The 16,075-nt window shown below is 34.5% G+C and carries 16 protein-coding genes; all 16 read right to left on the bottom strand.

The features are described from left to right. Window positions 1-2: 2 nt before the first annotated feature. The gene (locus OC23_RS05630; RefSeq protein ID WP_038343439.1) at window positions 3-728 is read right to left on the bottom strand and encodes a hypothetical protein; all 726 of its coding nucleotides are present in this window, start codon (window positions 726-728) and stop codon (window positions 3-5) included. Then, complete coding sequence (locus tag OC23_RS05625) at window positions 728-1,753, bottom strand: aldo/keto reductase (protein WP_038343437.1); 1,026 nt, start codon at window positions 1,751-1,753, stop codon at window positions 728-730. The genes OC23_RS05630 and OC23_RS05625 overlap by 1 nt, the downstream gene beginning before the upstream one ends. Next, complete coding sequence (locus tag OC23_RS05620; protein ID WP_038343435.1) at window positions 1,754-2,434, bottom strand: thioesterase II family protein; 681 nt, start codon at window positions 2,432-2,434, stop codon at window positions 1,754-1,756. Window positions 2,435-2,444: 10 nt separating this feature from the next. Further along, window positions 2,445-3,806 carry an AMP-binding protein gene (locus OC23_RS05615; RefSeq protein WP_038343433.1) on the bottom strand — a complete coding sequence of 454 codons (1,362 nt, stop codon included), beginning with the start codon at window positions 3,804-3,806 and terminating at the stop codon, window positions 2,445-2,447. Then, on the bottom strand, window positions 3,796-4,308 hold the full coding sequence (locus OC23_RS05610) for a hypothetical protein (RefSeq protein WP_052209145.1): 513 nt from the start codon (window positions 4,306-4,308) through the stop codon (window positions 3,796-3,798). Before OC23_RS05610 ends, OC23_RS05615 begins: the two co-directional genes overlap by 11 nt. Further along, window positions 4,301-5,416, bottom strand: a complete 1,116-nt coding sequence (locus OC23_RS05605) for a beta-ketoacyl synthase N-terminal-like domain-containing protein (protein ID WP_052209144.1) — start codon at window positions 5,414-5,416, stop codon at window positions 4,301-4,303. The genes OC23_RS05610 and OC23_RS05605 overlap by 8 nt, the downstream gene beginning before the upstream one ends. A gap of 2 nt (window positions 5,417-5,418) precedes the next feature. Beyond that, the gene (locus OC23_RS05600) at window positions 5,419-5,676 is read right to left on the bottom strand and encodes an acyl carrier protein (RefSeq protein ID WP_038343431.1); all 258 of its coding nucleotides are present in this window, start codon (window positions 5,674-5,676) and stop codon (window positions 5,419-5,421) included. A gap of 1,331 nt (window positions 5,677-7,007) precedes the next feature. Next, window positions 7,008-7,280 (bottom strand): antitoxin Xre/MbcA/ParS toxin-binding domain-containing protein, encoded by a 273-nt coding sequence (locus tag OC23_RS05595; RefSeq protein WP_413772399.1) that lies wholly within the window; start codon window positions 7,278-7,280, stop codon window positions 7,008-7,010. A 251-nt stretch (window positions 7,281-7,531) separates the two neighbouring features. After that, a complete protein-coding gene (locus OC23_RS19415) occupies window positions 7,532-7,951 on the bottom strand; it encodes a hypothetical protein (protein WP_038343430.1) in 420 nt (139 codons plus the stop codon). A 28-nt stretch (window positions 7,952-7,979) separates the two neighbouring features. Beyond that, window positions 7,980-8,495: a tetratricopeptide repeat protein gene (locus OC23_RS19410; protein WP_038343428.1), complete on the bottom strand. Its 516-nt coding sequence runs from the start codon at window positions 8,493-8,495 to the stop codon at window positions 7,980-7,982. Between the two features lie 303 nt (window positions 8,496-8,798). Continuing rightward, window positions 8,799-9,407 (bottom strand): hypothetical protein, encoded by a 609-nt coding sequence (locus OC23_RS05575; protein WP_038343424.1) that lies wholly within the window; start codon window positions 9,405-9,407, stop codon window positions 8,799-8,801. Between the two features lie 624 nt (window positions 9,408-10,031). Further along, complete coding sequence (locus tag OC23_RS05565; protein WP_038343422.1) at window positions 10,032-11,450, bottom strand: hypothetical protein; 1,419 nt, start codon at window positions 11,448-11,450, stop codon at window positions 10,032-10,034. An 18-nt stretch (window positions 11,451-11,468) separates the two neighbouring features. Next, window positions 11,469-12,560: a TniQ family protein gene (locus OC23_RS05560; RefSeq protein ID WP_038343421.1), complete on the bottom strand. Its 1,092-nt coding sequence runs from the start codon at window positions 12,558-12,560 to the stop codon at window positions 11,469-11,471. Window positions 12,561-12,579: 19 nt separating this feature from the next. Then, complete coding sequence (locus tag OC23_RS05555) at window positions 12,580-13,431, bottom strand: TniB family NTP-binding protein (protein ID WP_038343419.1); 852 nt, start codon at window positions 13,429-13,431, stop codon at window positions 12,580-12,582. Further along, entirely contained in the window at window positions 13,428-15,317 is a 1,890-nt protein-coding gene (locus OC23_RS05550; protein WP_038343418.1) for a Mu transposase C-terminal domain-containing protein, read from the bottom strand. The genes OC23_RS05555 and OC23_RS05550 overlap by 4 nt, the downstream gene beginning before the upstream one ends. After that, window positions 15,314-16,009: a heteromeric transposase endonuclease subunit TnsA gene (locus OC23_RS05545; protein WP_038343417.1), complete on the bottom strand. Its 696-nt coding sequence runs from the start codon at window positions 16,007-16,009 to the stop codon at window positions 15,314-15,316. The genes OC23_RS05550 and OC23_RS05545 overlap by 4 nt, the downstream gene beginning before the upstream one ends. Window positions 16,010-16,075: the final 66 nt, after the last annotated feature.

Here is a 16,075-nt window from a genome sequence, read left to right as displayed (position 1 = left end):
TACTATTCAACCAAGACTGAAGCAGCAACTATATTATTTTGCCAACATAATACCTCTTCATCCCCCCTATGTTTAAGTAGAACATTATATCTAGGATCTATATAATTATTAAAATTAGCCTTGATTAAGCTGATAGATTCATCCTTTTTATTCAAAAAATTAACTATAATTTCAATTAAACTTAAGGCGGGTATATGATCAACACGCTTTTCATCTACCAACCTATCTTTTTCTCCAGGAATATATGTATAGCTATCTTCATAATAACCTTTATAATTTAAAATTTCTTCATTTAAATAGTTACCATAATTCCTACCAGCTCTAAGAAAATTAGCTAAAACTTGTGTTATCAAAACAAAAGAAAAAGTTATTTCAATAAGTTTTAATTGATCATAAAAAGAAATAGTTACAGAAATCTCATTAATTTTATTTTTTCTACTCTTTATAACTTCATGAAAAACTTTAATCATGCGATCACTTGAGTTAGAATCATAAACTCTCATCATTATAGATTTTACTGATACTACAGTATTATCATCAGTTATTTTATTGCTTCTTAACCAGTATAAAGCGGTATCTCTACAAAATTTTATTTTATCAAGTACCCCTTCAATATTTTTTTTATTGATAGGACTATTTAAAAAAACCTCAATACCATTATTGATATTGTTTATACTGCTAATCTGCTCATCTCGTACTATATTTTCACTAAAAAAGTTCTCTTTCATTATCTTCTTCTCAAACTTGGGTTAAGAATTGCTGGGGAAATATATCCCTTATCATCCTCACTTACAGTAATACCTGCCTCAACAACAGTATCAATCATGTCCAGAATTTCAACACTAAGATTTAGATTCACTGCATCCACCAGAGTATCGAGATGATCAAGAGTGCGTGGACCAATAATAGCTGAAGTAACTGCAGGATGATTTAAAGTAAATGCAATTGCTAAATGATTAAGGCTAATATTAAACTCTTCACAGATTTTATTAAGTCTAAGAACAATTTCTAATTTCTTTTGATTCTTAGCTTGACTCATATCATATCTATTACCCCAATATTTGGTTCTATCCGTTATAACATCAGCAGCATTTTTAATTTTTCCAGACAGCCAGCCGCCAGCTAAAGGACTCCAAACTGCAACACCAATCTTATATTTACTACATATAGGTAATACTTCATTCTCAATTTCACGTGCTAAAATTGAATAAGGTGGTTGCTCAATAGAAGGACTTATTACATTAAAATCCTTAGTTATATGCTGGGCTTCTACCAAGCTCGATACAGGGAAAGTAGAGGTACCAAAATATCTAATTTTACCTTGTTTTACCAAGTCATTTAACACAGATAGTGTTTCTTCAATATCAGTAAATGGATCTGGTCTATGTAATTGGTATATATCTATCCAATCAGTTTGTAAACGCTTTAAACTATCCTCAACAGCTTTCGTTATCCATCGTCTAGAACTTCCACGAGAATTTGGGTCTGCTCCCATAGGTGTGTTAACCTTAGTTGCAATAATAACATTATCTCTTTTTTTGAGTTTTTTTAAACTTTCTCCTAATATCTTTTCACTTTCACCATTTGAATACGAATCTGCTGTATCAAAATAATTTATTCCTTTATTCAAGGCTTTTTTAATTATTAGCTCTGAACTCTCATAATTATTTTTACCCCAAGAACCTAACATTAAAGTCCCCAAGCACAATTCACTAACTTTTAAACCGGTTCTGCCAAGATATCTATATTTCATTTATACAAGCTCCAACTTTGAAATTTCTTCAGCAAACTCAAAAGGTTGATTGTAAATAAAATAATGTTCTCCACTCATAACACCAAAATTAACAGTATTAGTAGTATATTCTTTCCATTCTAATAGAGAAGATTCATTTGTCATAAAATCATTATCCCCAGACAAAACTAATATAGGTATAGAAATTTTTCTATCATCTGGTTTATATGCGTGTACAATTCTTTGATCATTGCGTATTATTTCTAAAAACTGTTGTGCCATTGAAAAGCTCAATCCTTTTGGTATTCCACCAACGGTTTTTAATTCAGCATATAGCTCTTTATCTTCAAGATTTGCAACCTTTTTCCCCCAATCAGTTTGGTATTTAGGTGCATTACGACCAGAAATAATTAATAATTTAGGGAGTTTTTTATTATTTAAAGTTAGATATTTTACAGTTTCAAAAGCCAGTAGCGCTCCCATACAATGCCCATGTAAAATAAATTCTTCATGTACTGGAAGTTGACTAATACTTTTAGAAATACAATCTGTAATGTCTATAGAGAACTGCTCTTTACTACGCTTACCTCTTCCGGGTATTTCAATTGGTACAATTTCGCCAATATTTAAAGGGAAATTATTTTTAAAATAAGTATAACTAGCTGCACTACCGCCTGCATGTGGATAAGAATATATCTTCATTCTCATTTACTCACTTTTTAAAATCAAAACTTTCTTTTACTGTTACAAATTTAGGAACTTCAAATGACTGTAAATTCCTCTTTATATAAGTTCGTAAATTAGATAATGAGAAGTCTACTGCTTTATCTCTTAAGCAAACCTCTAATTCTAATTCATCCTTTTCCTTATTTAATATAGTGTTAGCATAACTAATATTCGGAAATTGCTGAACAACTTGGTTAATATTAGTTAAATTAACTTTTTCCCCCTTATAGATCACAAAGTTTCTAATCCGTCCTTTATATTTTAACAACCCGTTTGAAGCTAATTCAAAACAATCCCCCGTATGTAAATATCCCTCACTATCAACCGGTTGAACTACATTTTCTCCTATTTTTCTCAACAGTAAAGTGGGAGATTTAATTAGCAATTCGCCTACAGTATCTTCTTCAGATTTATTAATTTTGTATTTAATCTCACTGAAAGGTAATCCAACACAATCATAATAATCATAAGATACTTCGTGTACAGCTAGAGTAGAGACCCTAGGTCCAGCTTCAGTTAATCCATAAGTCAGATATAACTCTTCAGAAATGTTTTTTGCATAAATTCTTTTAACGTCCTCTGGAATTAACTGATCGCCGCCAATGCTTAATACCCTAATTTTCTCTATTTGGGTTTTAGAGTTTATAATATTTCTAGCAATGGTTGGTGTAATAGCGGCGACAGTAATTTTTCTATCTTTAATTTTTTTATTAAAGTTATCAATTGTAAAGGGAGGGCCATCAATTACAAATGAACACCCACTTATTAGTGATCCTATAAACTGTGCTACTAATGCAAATGAATAATATAATGGAAGAAAAATTAATTGACGATCTTTGTCGACAATACCGAGTGCCTTATTATGCATTTCAGCATTTCTTATAAGAGAACTTACAGAATGCACACATGCTGTATTATTTCCAGATGTACCTGAAGTAAGAATAACCACTTCACCTGGACTGGTTAAAACCTCATTCTGCTTAAAATAAGCAATTGAGTATGAACCTATTAGAGAATAATTAATAGTAATATCCTTCAATAGATCCTTATTCATTTTTACTGAAGCCAATGCCCCAATTTTAAAGGTTTCTATTAATCCTTTAACTTTGTTAAATTTAGTGGAAGGTGAAATTGCTATAGGAACATAGCCACTATAAATTATAGAAATCCAATGCTGTAAAAATTCAAAATTATTAATAGCCATTATGAGAACTGGTGTTCCTAATGGAAGACTCATTTGTTTATACTTTTCGACATAGTCAACTGTTTTTAAATCATTAGCAGATATGTGATCTTTTTCAATCTCACAAATTTTTTGAAAAAGGAAATTTATATCTTTATTTTCCACTTTCAATCTCCATTAAATCAACCAGAATATTATCTAAATTCAATAGACGTTTAATGTCTAAATAAGTACCTCTAAAATAATCACCCTCAGTACATTTATCATGAAGAATAATAAAAATAGATGATACTTGATCATTCTTAAATAGAAACTTAACTAGAGAATATATAGCTTTATATGAAAATTTAGGACTCATAGACAATGTCATTGAGGCTCCTCTTAATCCGTAAATAATAGCAGGCAAGCCAGCCATTACTCCAGGGTTTGCTCCAGCAAACTTTAATGGTGAAATATATCCTTTTTTAATACCGGGATATAAATTTTTCATTGTTAGCTGTGTACAATAATCACTTACTACTATAATTCCTGTATTATCATTATTTTTTTCAACTATTCCCGCAAAGTTTACACTTAAAAAATCTACAACAGCCCAGCCTAGTGGGTCAGCATAGAGAGAGGGTCTATTAGATGATTTAATCTCATTATATATTTGTTCTTTAATCATTAACTTCCCCAGACTCCACTATTATTGCTGTATTAAATCCTCCAAAACCTAATGTTACAGTCAAACCAATATTATTTTTTAGTCTATTATCATTAACTAAGTCGAATCTATCGGATACTATATCAATCGGTTTCTCTAATCCAACAGTTGGAACTAACTTCTTATTTTTAAGAATTTCTATAAGAAGAATTAATTCTATTAATCCACACGCTCCTAACGAGTGACCTATTGCACCTTTAGTTCCTACAATTTTTAAATCCTTATTGCTATTAAAAAGCTTATTAATAACTAAAGATTCTGTCTGATCATTGAATTTTGTACCTGTTCCATGGGCATAATATATTGCAATATCATCAAGTTGTACGGCAGCTGATTTAATTGCTCTATTTATCGCCATTTCTACTGATTTACCTGTAATATCAGGTGTAGTTAAACCAGTTGCATCGTTTGATGCTCCATATCCTATAATTCTTGCTCTAGATTTAAGTTTCTCATTCTTACTTAATAATAATGCTGCTGCACCATCTCCTATTAACATTCCACTTCTATCAATATCAAATGGTTTTAATATATCTGTACTCATTGTACCTAGAGCTGAATGCGCTAGACGTTTAGCATCAGTAACTATATCAACAGCAATAATGATAATTGCTTCATAAAGATCTTCCTCTAACATGCTACAAGCGATACCCACGGCATCAGATCCTGCGGAACAAGCTGTACTCACAACAACTGGTTCCTCCTCAAAGCCTAGTGCTTTTGTGCATCTCCGAGCCCATTCAGACATACCTTCTGAAGGTTCGTTATCTAAGAGATGCCCATAACTTGTAGCAAAAACCAATCCAATATTTCTTTCATTCAATATATTATTATCAATTGAATCAAGAATAGTTGTACCAACTTTATAAGCTAGTTTATTTAGCTTGGATGAATAGTTGTCACTATCACAGATATCACTTTTAATTAATGCAATTTTCGAATTTTTAATATTTAAACCTTTATCATATGATTTAAATGCATTTATATTATTCGTTATTGCATTTAATGTTTCTGTAGCATCACCTAGAGGCGTTATCAATGATGAAGCAATTACATTAATGCCTTCCATAATTATTCCTTAAGACGCCAAACTAAATTTGCTAAATTCTCTATAGTTCCAAAATTATGGGGATTAAAATCATCCTCACTAATTTTAATCTCATAATCAACTTCCAGCTGTGCTTGCAATTCAACAAATCCCATTGAATCAACACCAAAGATATCTCTTAAAGAATCATTATCATTCATATCTGCAATTGGAACCTCGACATAAATCTCACTAATAAGAATTTCTTTAATTCTATCTTTAATATCTTCTAACTTTAACATATTTAATCCTCTGAAATTTTATATAATAGACACAGCGTTCTACTTTTTATACTTTAAACATAAACAGACTTGTTTGTATACCCAATATGGTTCACTTTTTAATCTAACGGGTTTTCTTACACTATTATTTATTTAATTTATAAACTTATTTTTAAATAAAATGCATATTATCTGGTAATTTATTTTTTATAATATAAGTTCTATATTTCATATTATTTGCATGTTTAATTAACTTTTTAAAAACCCTCAATCCATTGAGATTATTGAATTTTTTCCTATAAAAATAACACACTATTTTACTTGGTTTAAGTTAGCCTTATTTGTTTAAATAAGGTTGTAGTTAAATATATTTTAGAAAATTGATATACTACTTTAGGAGGGTGTTAAAAATTATACAATCTACTTGCAGATACAAAAATATGTAATATAGTTAAAGTTCAACAGAGGCTTATGCTCAAAAATATGATGTTATTCAGCTGAACGGAGGATTTTATTTAATAAGTATCTTGTGGATGACCTGTTTGAATATTTTTTATCTTAAAGTTAATTATAAATCTCTACCATATTATTCTATCTAAAATTCATGACTATATTTTAATACTATAAAATCAAACTCTATATTACATGAAGCATATTTACATCTAGAAAATTACAATATCAGCTTACTAACAAGCTGTATTATTTTTACTCTTAAATATATATATTTAAAATACTTTAAAGCTATTAAATTGACCTTATTAATAACAACCTCATATAGAAAATAACCCTGTTTTTTAAAAAATATATTGATATAAAAATATTTCTTCTAGGAAATTTATTAGCTATAGGTAGTAAATTATTTTTTATTAGTAGTATTTTACTTATATAAAGTTTAATCTTAGTATTTTACTACACTATAGAACAATAGTTTAATTTATAAAATAATGACACTTAATTTAAATTAACTTCTATTAAAAACTATAGCAGGGCCCATGAAACAAAATATAGTTTTTCTTCTTATCTTTATTAAAGAACATTTAAATTAAAAAAATAAAGTAGATACATATTACCTAGTATGAAGGAATTTTAAAGATATAATATAACAGTACTTCATAAAATTATTTTCAAGCCACTTTTTAGTTATAGGGTGGGGTAAAAGTTGTACTATTATAGGGGATTTTGTATTAGATACCTATCAGTTCATAGTAGTCTTAATTGTTTTTAAGTATTCCATACTATTTCATTTTGTTCTAATACAAGTCATTAAGACTAATCTTATTTTTTCTCTTGTAACATATTAATCAAGTGGTTTTAAGACTCCGAATTAAATCATGCTCTTATATATAAATTCTTTAAGCAGGGTATTTCTCTCCAATTTGCGTTAAAAAATGTAGCACTTTAACTAAGCCATTGATGCTTTGAATCAGCTCAATCGGAACACCTTTGGTTGCCTCATTAAAGGAGTTCATGAAGTAATTAATCCATTCTGGATCTCCACCACTGAGTGCATATACAGCAAGGTAAATGTCAATGAGCAATAAGGCCAGTTTCCCTTGCTTAGATGCAGGATCAAGTACAGGTTTAGCTTTTAAGCCACTGATCGAGCTACGATGCACTCCAATCACAGATGCAACCTATGCCTGTTTCAGACCAAGCTGATCAGCTGTGCTAAGGAATGCTTTTGCCAATACCGCTTTAGGGTCTACATTTAATTGGGTAATATTCATCTTCATAAGCTTTAATAAGAGAGACTAAAATTTTCATTTCTAATCGGTATAATATTCACAGTTATTTCTTCTTTCTCATAATACCCTCCAATTCCTAGTCTCCAGAAACAGGAGGATAGTCATCATTAGAGCTGCATACTTCAAGATGGCTATTTCTGTTTGGTATAATAATCCTCACCATGCGGAGTATAATCATAACGTGAAGTTCGATTGACCTTGATAATCCGGTTATTATCTTTCATATCCGTTCCTTGATAATGAGCTTCAATGGAATAGAATGGTTTCACATTTTTGATTACTTTAATGGTAGAAGAAAAACTATATTCCGGCTCATCCGTACTTCCAATGCCTTCGGGGATGTAATCTTGAACAATATAGTCATCTTCGTTCAGTAGAAGAATAACCCAGAATGATTCACTAAAACCATTTCCATAACGACCATCTGTAGTATAGCTCCCCATGACATTCTTCCCCCTAGGTTGCAGGTTCTTCTTCAGCTCTTTGTCATTCCACCACGTTTTGCCATATCCATAAAGACCATCTATTCCATTGCCTTCAGTTTTATACACTAATTGAAATTGACCATTCTCAAGTCTTTTAAAAAGATATAGGTCTAGATAGCCAACACTGGCATGATGTGTCCGCACCATTGCCAAATACTTTTGCTCGCTCGACACCAACTAAATAGCGATCTTCTTTTTCCAAGTTCTGATAGCTCAATATTGGTGTTATGCTGATTACAGCCTTAAAATCAGACCCATTCAGCTCTGGAAAATTAACAAAATAGTATTTCCCATCTACCCAATCATCAGTTGGCATTTTATCTCTAGATGATGTCACCTTGTAAAAACTTTTGGCGATGGTATCAGCACTCAAGTTAGGGAGTAGCACTTGTTTAAAGTTCTTAAGCTCAAGCTTCGATGTATCATAGTATTTAATAGCTGTTGTCGTTGTCTGGGCTGATACCGTTTGAGTCGTATTAAGTTGCTGTAATCTGGCTTGTAGTGAGTTATACATCTTGACTGCATCAGGTTGTCCTTGCCGTGCTGCAATTTGCAATAAGGCAACGCCTCTTTCTGCATCCTGTACTACGCCATCCCCATTGAGATACATGACAGATAAAGCATATTGTGATCGACCATAATCATTGGCTGCTGCCTTGGAAAACCATTCAGCCGCTTTTTTATGATCGATAGGAATACCTTTCTTACCTAAGTAGTAAAGCCCCCCATATTGTGGTTACTTTGGTTATTATCGCCTTTGGTGGCCACTTGAGACAGAACATAGTTCAGTCCTGCTGACAGATTCACTTTCTTAGTTTCAGCGCATACCGTTGAACTAGTTACGACCATACTAGTGATTACAACCAAATTGAGTATTAATTTCTTCATCTAATTCTTATCCTATTTATTGTTGTTATTGATAATGCTCGGCCGAGAGTAACTGGCGGATTTCGCTTGCCATTTTTGGACTACGCCAAGGAAATAGCACCTTAAGGCTATAGTTAGGTTTAAATTGATCCCTTGTTCCAATATTGACTTGGAACTCACGCTTCATTGGTGTTCGATGTTCATGCTGATTAACATGAGTTCCCATCATAGGATTACTGATCACGGTAGTCATGGTTCTGAAGCGATCTTCAACCAAGTTGTAATGGCCTACAGAGGTAATATAATCAAAAGGATATTTGACTAAGCGTTGATCTGGCTGATCAAACAGGATAATGGTTTTATCCTGGCTGTTAATCCAAACACCACGATTCTGATAATTAAAGCTTTCACCCTGACGTTTAAGTTGTTCAGTCATACCATCAAAGAAAGTATTTCCGTATTGATACAGATAGTAGATAATCACAAACCAAAACAGGTCAAAGCCAAAGAAAAGGTAGCCAAACCATCCAAAGGAAAAGATTTTGGCGACAATAAGAAAGGTTACAATTGGCAGCACCACACATTTTAAAAATAATTTGGATTTTTTGGGGTAGTTTTCGATTGGAATGATTTTTGGTTTCGTTAATTCAGTCATAGTTATTCCCACACATGTTCAATGCAAAAGCTCACAATCACAAGGGGATAAAAAGATGCTTTTTTTATAGGCGTGACTTAGCCATCCACCTTATGAATTGTTCTATTTAAAAATGTTGTTTTTAATACAACGAATTAAGAATTAGCTCTGTATTCCTCATTGACTGAAACAACGGGATTGAACATATGACGGGGCAAAACAAGAAAAGATAAATGAGACATGATAAATTCCTATATGCGAATAAAGATTCTACCAAATCACTGCTAAATGATGGTGGTAGAACAAAGAGGGGGTTAGCAGACTGGGCATATAGAACCAGCACGCACGAAGCGTCCCCCTCCCGTTCTACCGCAAAGGGGGAACAAGAAGGTTTCGCACATAATCCATACTTGGAAAAGTATGAATCTGGTACGCTATACGCCACGGTCTGCTAAAACCGACTGACAATTTAGGCCAGCAACGGAATAATAGTTTTAAGCGGGCGTCCAGTCAATGTATGTTTTGGAGGAAAGAGAAGTCATAAAACGAAAGTAATACTGTAAGGATGTATTAAATCAAGTTAATTTATATTACATAGGCAGAAATCATATGAGGAAGATGACTTCTTCTAGATTAGAATCTTATTCAGCAAAACCCTATATTCGGTATCCAATACTGTTGATTATTAATCAAGACGCTAAAGCCATCTTTCTCAACTTTAATATCAACATTATCTATATGATTACAAATATTTTTATCCAATCCATGAAAATATCCCAAACTCAGTCTCACCCAGGCTAACTCATCAAAATTTTCTGTTGGATTTTTCATCATTGTTAGTAAATCTTTTTCTAACTTCTTCAAATTACTTTTATTTTTCGATTCTTTATCCAACATTCTTGTTGAGTTCAACTGAGTATCATAATTTTTATTTAGAAAGTTAAGAAAGCCCGTTAATGCCGCTGCTTGTCCTGGTGATTGATATAAGTAATGTTTCACATGCCACATCGTAGGTAAGTCTAATCGAGACTGATTAACCAATTGCATTAATGCGGAGGCTGGTTTCATGGCTAAACGGGTCGAGCGAAGAGTGGTGTTACCCAGTTTCATTTTATTTTTTAAATATTGATCATATTCCTGAAGCACTTGGGCAGACAAAGTTAATTCTGGGGATGACTTTATCAACCTCTCCAATTGATCCAATTCTGAACACTGATCTTTTAATTCTGTATTGATTTCTAGTTTATACATTGAAACTAACCATCGCATTGGTAGCTCATATTTGCGTAGACCGCCTGCTCTTAGTCTGTGTAATAAAGGGGCATAATCTGGGATCTGATCTCTCCAAAGATTATTGGTCTTTTCAAAGAACTGAATGTGTTTATGAATTAGCAATACAGCCTTATGTGGTCCTACCTCATGATCAAGCCAATTCATATATTCTTCAAAGTAACCTTTAACACTTGGATTCACTAATGTATTAACTAGTTCTTTAATCCTATTGCCCAATATTCTTCGCCATGAACATGATTCACAATATTTTCCACATCCAGCAGGAATTTGTTGCTGACAGGTTAAACATTGAAGTGGTGGATAGCTTGAACATTTTTTACAAAGCATTTCGCCTGACACAGCATCCTGCTCAACCGACCTATATCTTCTACAACTTTGGCATGTCTGGTAATCACGGGTTGCACACTTTGTGCAAACTCTTAAATTATCATCAAAACGGCTGATACGAGACAAACTTTGTGATGCCACGCCACATCGTTCACAAGCTTGAAACTTTCTAAAATAAACTGAGCAGCTATTACAAACAGGTCCTTGTTCCGTTATTTTGCCTACAGAGTAATCCATACGTTGACATCGAATACAGGGGCGATTAGTTTCACATTTTTGGCAAACAGCCAATTGATCAGTTTTGTGCAATCTTGAGCTTTTACTACATGATGGGCAATCTCTTTTTTTAAAAACTCGCACATAGCATTTATGGCAATAGTTACGCTGTTTATAGCGTCGGTGTATCTTTTCAACTGCATTACCACATTCATCACACTGAGACATAGCGTTTCCCTCCAAACACTATCCTAATTTTCTTTTTAATCTCAAAAACTTTCGTATTACAGCCTCCTTACTTTTAGGTTTGCGGGTATCAACTAATGCTCTTTTTGGAGGGTAGTTCCTATAAACCGAGCCCAACTGTTCTTCAATAGGTCTTAATATGGCTGGCACCTGGTTTCTCTTATCCCAAAATGAAGATCTGTTCATATTTAAAGATTGTGCTGTTTCAATAAATTTTTCTAGGGGAATGATGAGTAATTGATAAATACAGGAAAATAGCCGTTCCCTCTCGATAACTTGAAGTTGGCTAATAACCAATCCATTCGAGATAAGCTCAGAATGGGGTACCTGTATCTTAAGTTGTTCAAGAAAAGCCCATCCTTTTCCATTTGATGAACTAGCTAGAACTTTTCTAATAAATTGTGAAAATAACTTAATCACCGTTAACCAATCATTTAGTGAAATCAAATTATCCTGATAGGTTGCACGGCCTTGTTCCAAGAATTGATCAAAGATTTTTTGGAATGCCAAGGCATGACAATCCATAAAACGTTCATTAACCTCCAATAAGCTTTTTTTACATATTGAACAGCAAGTCATAACCTGATCAGGGGCTTCAAGTCGCCTAGGTTGAATGGCATTATGGCAGTGTGGACATTGATCATGTAAACGCTGATTATGTTTCATACAGCCTGTATGCCAGGCAAAGCGCCAGGGCAAACGGAAATAGGCAACATCATCCTCAGACAAACACTTAGGACAATATTGCCAACCACCTCGATGCTTGCGGTTTCTTGTACCTAATACCAGATACCATGGATCAAGGGTTCTATTATCCAAGTTATATTTAAATAAGAAATTGCTAAGCGTAGCCGAATCAAATTGGCTTTCATCAATTTTTGTTGTATTGACCAAGGCCCGTAAATGCTCTGAGCTTAAACCTCGATCTACATCTACTGACCAAATTCGCCATTTAGGCCAGAGTACCCCAGTTAGACTTAATGGGTCACAACCACTATCGAGTGCAGCACGTATCAACCATGAAGACAATGCCTCATCTTTCTGTAAAGCCGTGGGGATAAACCATGAATGGACTTCTGTTGTACCTATCATACCTAGTCCTCCACATGGCTTATTTCACACTTTCTAGTAAGCTACGGTCGATAAACTCCTGACCAGAAATAATAGCTTTCTTTGCAGCTTCCCGTAAAATCGTTCGCAGATTACCTAAATTTCCATCGGTAATATCATGTAGATATTTTACTGTTGCTGGCTCAGCCAGTTTGGAAGCCTGTTTGAGTGGAAGAACTTTTTCAAACTTATTTACCATGGCCTGAAAGTCCTTATCTAGTTTCCATAAGGGCAAATTAACCACACGAAAACGACTTACATGCTGTGGATCAGTACGCAGGACACTAATAGCTTCTTCTGTACCAAACCCAACAATGGGTATCTGTGTTTCATTACACAAATACTTAATTGCATTCATTACTGTTCTTTGCTTAATCGGGCTGCCACATAATAAAGAATTCATTTCATCGATAATGAGGAGTTTTACCTCGTAAAGTTTAAGGCAATGAACCACTTGGTAACGTAGCTTCGCAACAGGGTCTCTTTCTCGAAAGGGAATCCAGAACTTATCAAGAATAGCCATATACAAAGCTTTCTCATCAGGTGAAACAGGTGCCTGCACAACAATTACAGGTTTTACTGCATTATTTTCTGCATTGACATAACCCTCCCCATACAGCTTAAAGAACTGATTAATAATTGAAGTCTTACCATTATTTGGCTTACTCAATACCAGTAAGTTGGGCATACGGCTCCGCTTAGGAAGTGTCAGGAATCCTTTCAATTGGTCTAGCAAGTCATTGGCTGCTGGATACCCAATCCATCGGTCCTCTTCTAGGAAGTAGAGTCTGTCCTCATTAGGCTGTTCCACAATAGGGCGAAACTCTTGAAAAACATGTGAATAGTTACTCATGAAATATCCTCATCATTTTCCAGCTCGTCGAGAGGCAATAAACCATATACGCTTTCAAGCTGTTGCTCCAAAATCGTACTTTCCTGTTGATGTTTTTTGCCCTGAATTGATGCAGGATTAACACTCGTTTGGTGTTGGGTACTGCGCTGACGTGATCTGCGAGCCCGTCGAGTTTTAGTGCTTGCTTCCTGAACACGTTCCCTAAGTTTAGCTAGAGCCTGTCCAAGTTCATGATCTTTTAGATATTCGCCAGTTTCCTTTTTTAGTTCCTGAATCTTTTTGTGTTCCCAAATACTAAATGGCGGAATACTTTGATCCGCTAAAGGTACCTTAAAATAATTTTTGATTTCGGGATCAAAGAACCATATCTCACTAATATTTCTTGGATCACGCCTAAAGATAAATTTACGTTTTTCCTTTTGATTGTAGGGGTCTACAGCATTAATCCAACCTCTTAATACATCAGCATAATAAGCAAGGCCATCAATTGTTACACCTGTTGTTTGAATCGTCCTTTCAAAACTTGGTAGAAAATCAAGAAAGAAATTATGATCATTTGCAGGCAATCTGGCAGCTCCAGAACCTAACGTGTTTTTATCGCCAAAGATACCCAACTCAAAAGCATGTAGTGGAGAAGTACCTAAAGCAGAGTGTTTTCTTTTGTGGTAAACATTACAGATAAAATCAATTAGCCAGTCCTCAAATTCGGAAAATGTGAAAACTGCTTCCGTATCTGAGTTATAGCCTTTTCTTTCAAAAATATTTGAAAAAGTTGTTCCTGGAACTGCGTGAATATCCGTTGCAAATGTTCCCATCAATCGTTCAATGTGCCCACCAAAACGTGGTTTTTTAACTGGTCGGTATTCCAGACGAATATCATGTGCCATACAGGCATTTCTGAAAGTTTCTGAGTGAAACTCCGGTCCATTATCGACATGAATGGTGTTCATAATTCCCCAGACAGGCCATTCAGCTTGAATCTTGCGCGAAGCTAGCCATTTCTCTTTGGGCAGTACAGCTTGAGAAACGCTCATTGCAATAGACATAACAGAGGGAGCATCTAATGATAAGTAATATCCCACAACTACCCTTGTACGCACATCAATTGCCAATGTAAGAAAAGGTCGTCCTATAGGGCACCTGCTAAAATCATCAACCAGAATAAGATCAACGGGTGTATGGTCAATCTGTACAACGGCAAGTGGATAATCAGCATGAGGGAATTTCCCTGCGGCAGGTGTAAATTTGTTATCGGCCTTTTCCTTATGCCCCCTCTTACGAAGTGAGTCTCTCTGGCTAATCGCTGCAATACGATTTCTTACTGTATTGGCATGAGGCACCTCTAGGATATGGTATTCATGACATAAGCGTTTCACTTCAAGTACAACTTTTTGAACACTTATTCTTTGATTAGTTAGATATAAATCGTTGATGGCTTTTTCAATGATTGCTTCAGCATGTTTATTAATTATCTTCTTGCCTTGTGGCAATCCCTCTTTTCTAGGTCGCAATCCATCAATAGTTCCATATGCTTTATAAACTTTTAACCATCTATATATGGTGGCTGGATTTATATCATATTCCTGAGCACGTAATTCTACTTCCTTACGACCACTCACACCTCCCTCAATGAAAGGACGGATGATGTTGAAACGCCTTTCAGCCTCAACCCAGTCTTTATCAGCGATGAGCTCTAGATCTTCAAGTTGTTCCACAGCTATTGACGGCCTTAATTCACTGATAGCCGCAATATTTTTCCTACCTGTATTATTGTTTTCAACAAAAACTGATTTCAGGTCAATGACTTCAATAATCGTATGGGGAATCCCTTTTATCTGAACAGGCTCCCCAGCAGCTATTTTGATATTCACACGTCTATCATTCATGACAAACTCCCACTTACCCAAAGTTCAGTAGATGGCTGTAAAGGTGCGCTTAAATCGCAAACCAGATAACCATGAGCAACTAAATACCAGATTTGACTAATTCCATTTGCTCTGTCCCATTTGCCAAGAAAATGTCTGGCTAATAGAGTCTCAAAAGTTACGGCTCCTCGATCTCTCACGTAAGCCAATAGGTGCATTGAATCGGCAGGAGGAAATTCCATCTTTCGGTACTTTTGTAGAAACATGGCATTCGACCATAACTGATCCCTAATCCGACCCTCATGTGCAATATGAAATTTCCAACCCTCTTCTTTGCATACCCTCATAGCAGCACGATATCTAGCTTTCCATAAATGTAAATTAACTTGCAATTCATCTATAGGTTTTACTTCAACCAGTTTAGGTGCAATAAATGGAAGAAAATCATCATGCTTATAAGTTACGAGAAAGTCAGGGGTATAAACTCGTTTCTGTCCATTATCAAAATACTCAATGGTAAAGGGTTGAGACTCAACAGCAAGAACATTGGGGTCAATCTCTAATCGAATAAGGAAATCTCGTTCAAGAGTTGATTCAAAAGCAACTGCGGAATCTTTTTTAAAGGGATACAATCCAGATACACTGATACGTGTATTACCAATTTTTCTTCGAGCTGGTACGATGTTAACGGTGTCGCATGATTGATTGTTCATTCTGAGGTCCGTTGCATAGTTCTTTATAAAATTTGTCGCATAATTCTTTGTAAAAGGCAGTCTAAG

It is taken from the genome of Acinetobacter sp. A47, assembly GCF_000805455.1.
GTDB lineage: Bacteria > Pseudomonadota > Gammaproteobacteria > Pseudomonadales > Moraxellaceae > Acinetobacter.
Note: the sequence above shows the minus strand (reverse complement) of the source record. Positions and strands in the feature narration are given on the sequence as shown.

Bases quoted from the DNA above. Each gene is read 5' to 3' on its own strand.
- OC23_RS05630 (WP_038343439.1), bottom strand. From the start codon at position 728: ATGAAAGAGAACTTTTTTAGTGAAAATATAGTACGAGATGAGCAGATT.
- OC23_RS05625 (WP_038343437.1), bottom strand. From the start codon at position 1,753: ATGAAATATAGATATCTTGGCAGAACCGGTTTAAAAGTTAGTGAATTG.
- OC23_RS05620 (WP_038343435.1), bottom strand. From the start codon at position 2,434: ATGAAGATATATTCTTATCCACATGCAGGCGGTAGTGCAGCTAGTTAT.
- OC23_RS05610 (WP_052209145.1), bottom strand. From the start codon at position 4,308: ATGATTAAAGAACAAATATATAATGAGATTAAATCATCTAATAGACCC.
- OC23_RS05605 (WP_052209144.1), bottom strand. From the start codon at position 5,416: ATGGAAGGCATTAATGTAATTGCTTCATCATTGATAACGCCTCTAGGT.
- OC23_RS05600 (WP_038343431.1), bottom strand. From the start codon at position 5,676: ATGTTAAAGTTAGAAGATATTAAAGATAGAATTAAAGAAATTCTTATT.
- OC23_RS19410 (WP_038343428.1), bottom strand. From the start codon at position 8,495: ATGTATCTCAATGGGGATGGCGTAGTACAGGATGCAGAAAGAGGCGTT.
- OC23_RS05575 (WP_038343424.1), bottom strand. From the start codon at position 9,407: ATGACTGAATTAACGAAACCAAAAATCATTCCAATCGAAAACTACCCC.
- OC23_RS05565 (WP_038343422.1), bottom strand. From the start codon at position 11,450: ATGTCTCAGTGTGATGAATGTGGTAATGCAGTTGAAAAGATACACCGA.
- OC23_RS05560 (WP_038343421.1), bottom strand. From the start codon at position 12,560: ATGATAGGTACAACAGAAGTCCATTCATGGTTTATCCCCACGGCTTTA.
- OC23_RS05555 (WP_038343419.1), bottom strand. From the start codon at position 13,431: ATGAGTAACTATTCACATGTTTTTCAAGAGTTTCGCCCTATTGTGGAA.
- OC23_RS05550 (WP_038343418.1), bottom strand. From the start codon at position 15,317: ATGAATGATAGACGTGTGAATATCAAAATAGCTGCTGGGGAGCCTGTT.
- OC23_RS05545 (WP_038343417.1), bottom strand. From the start codon at position 16,009: ATGAACAATCAATCATGCGACACCGTTAACATCGTACCAGCTCGAAGA.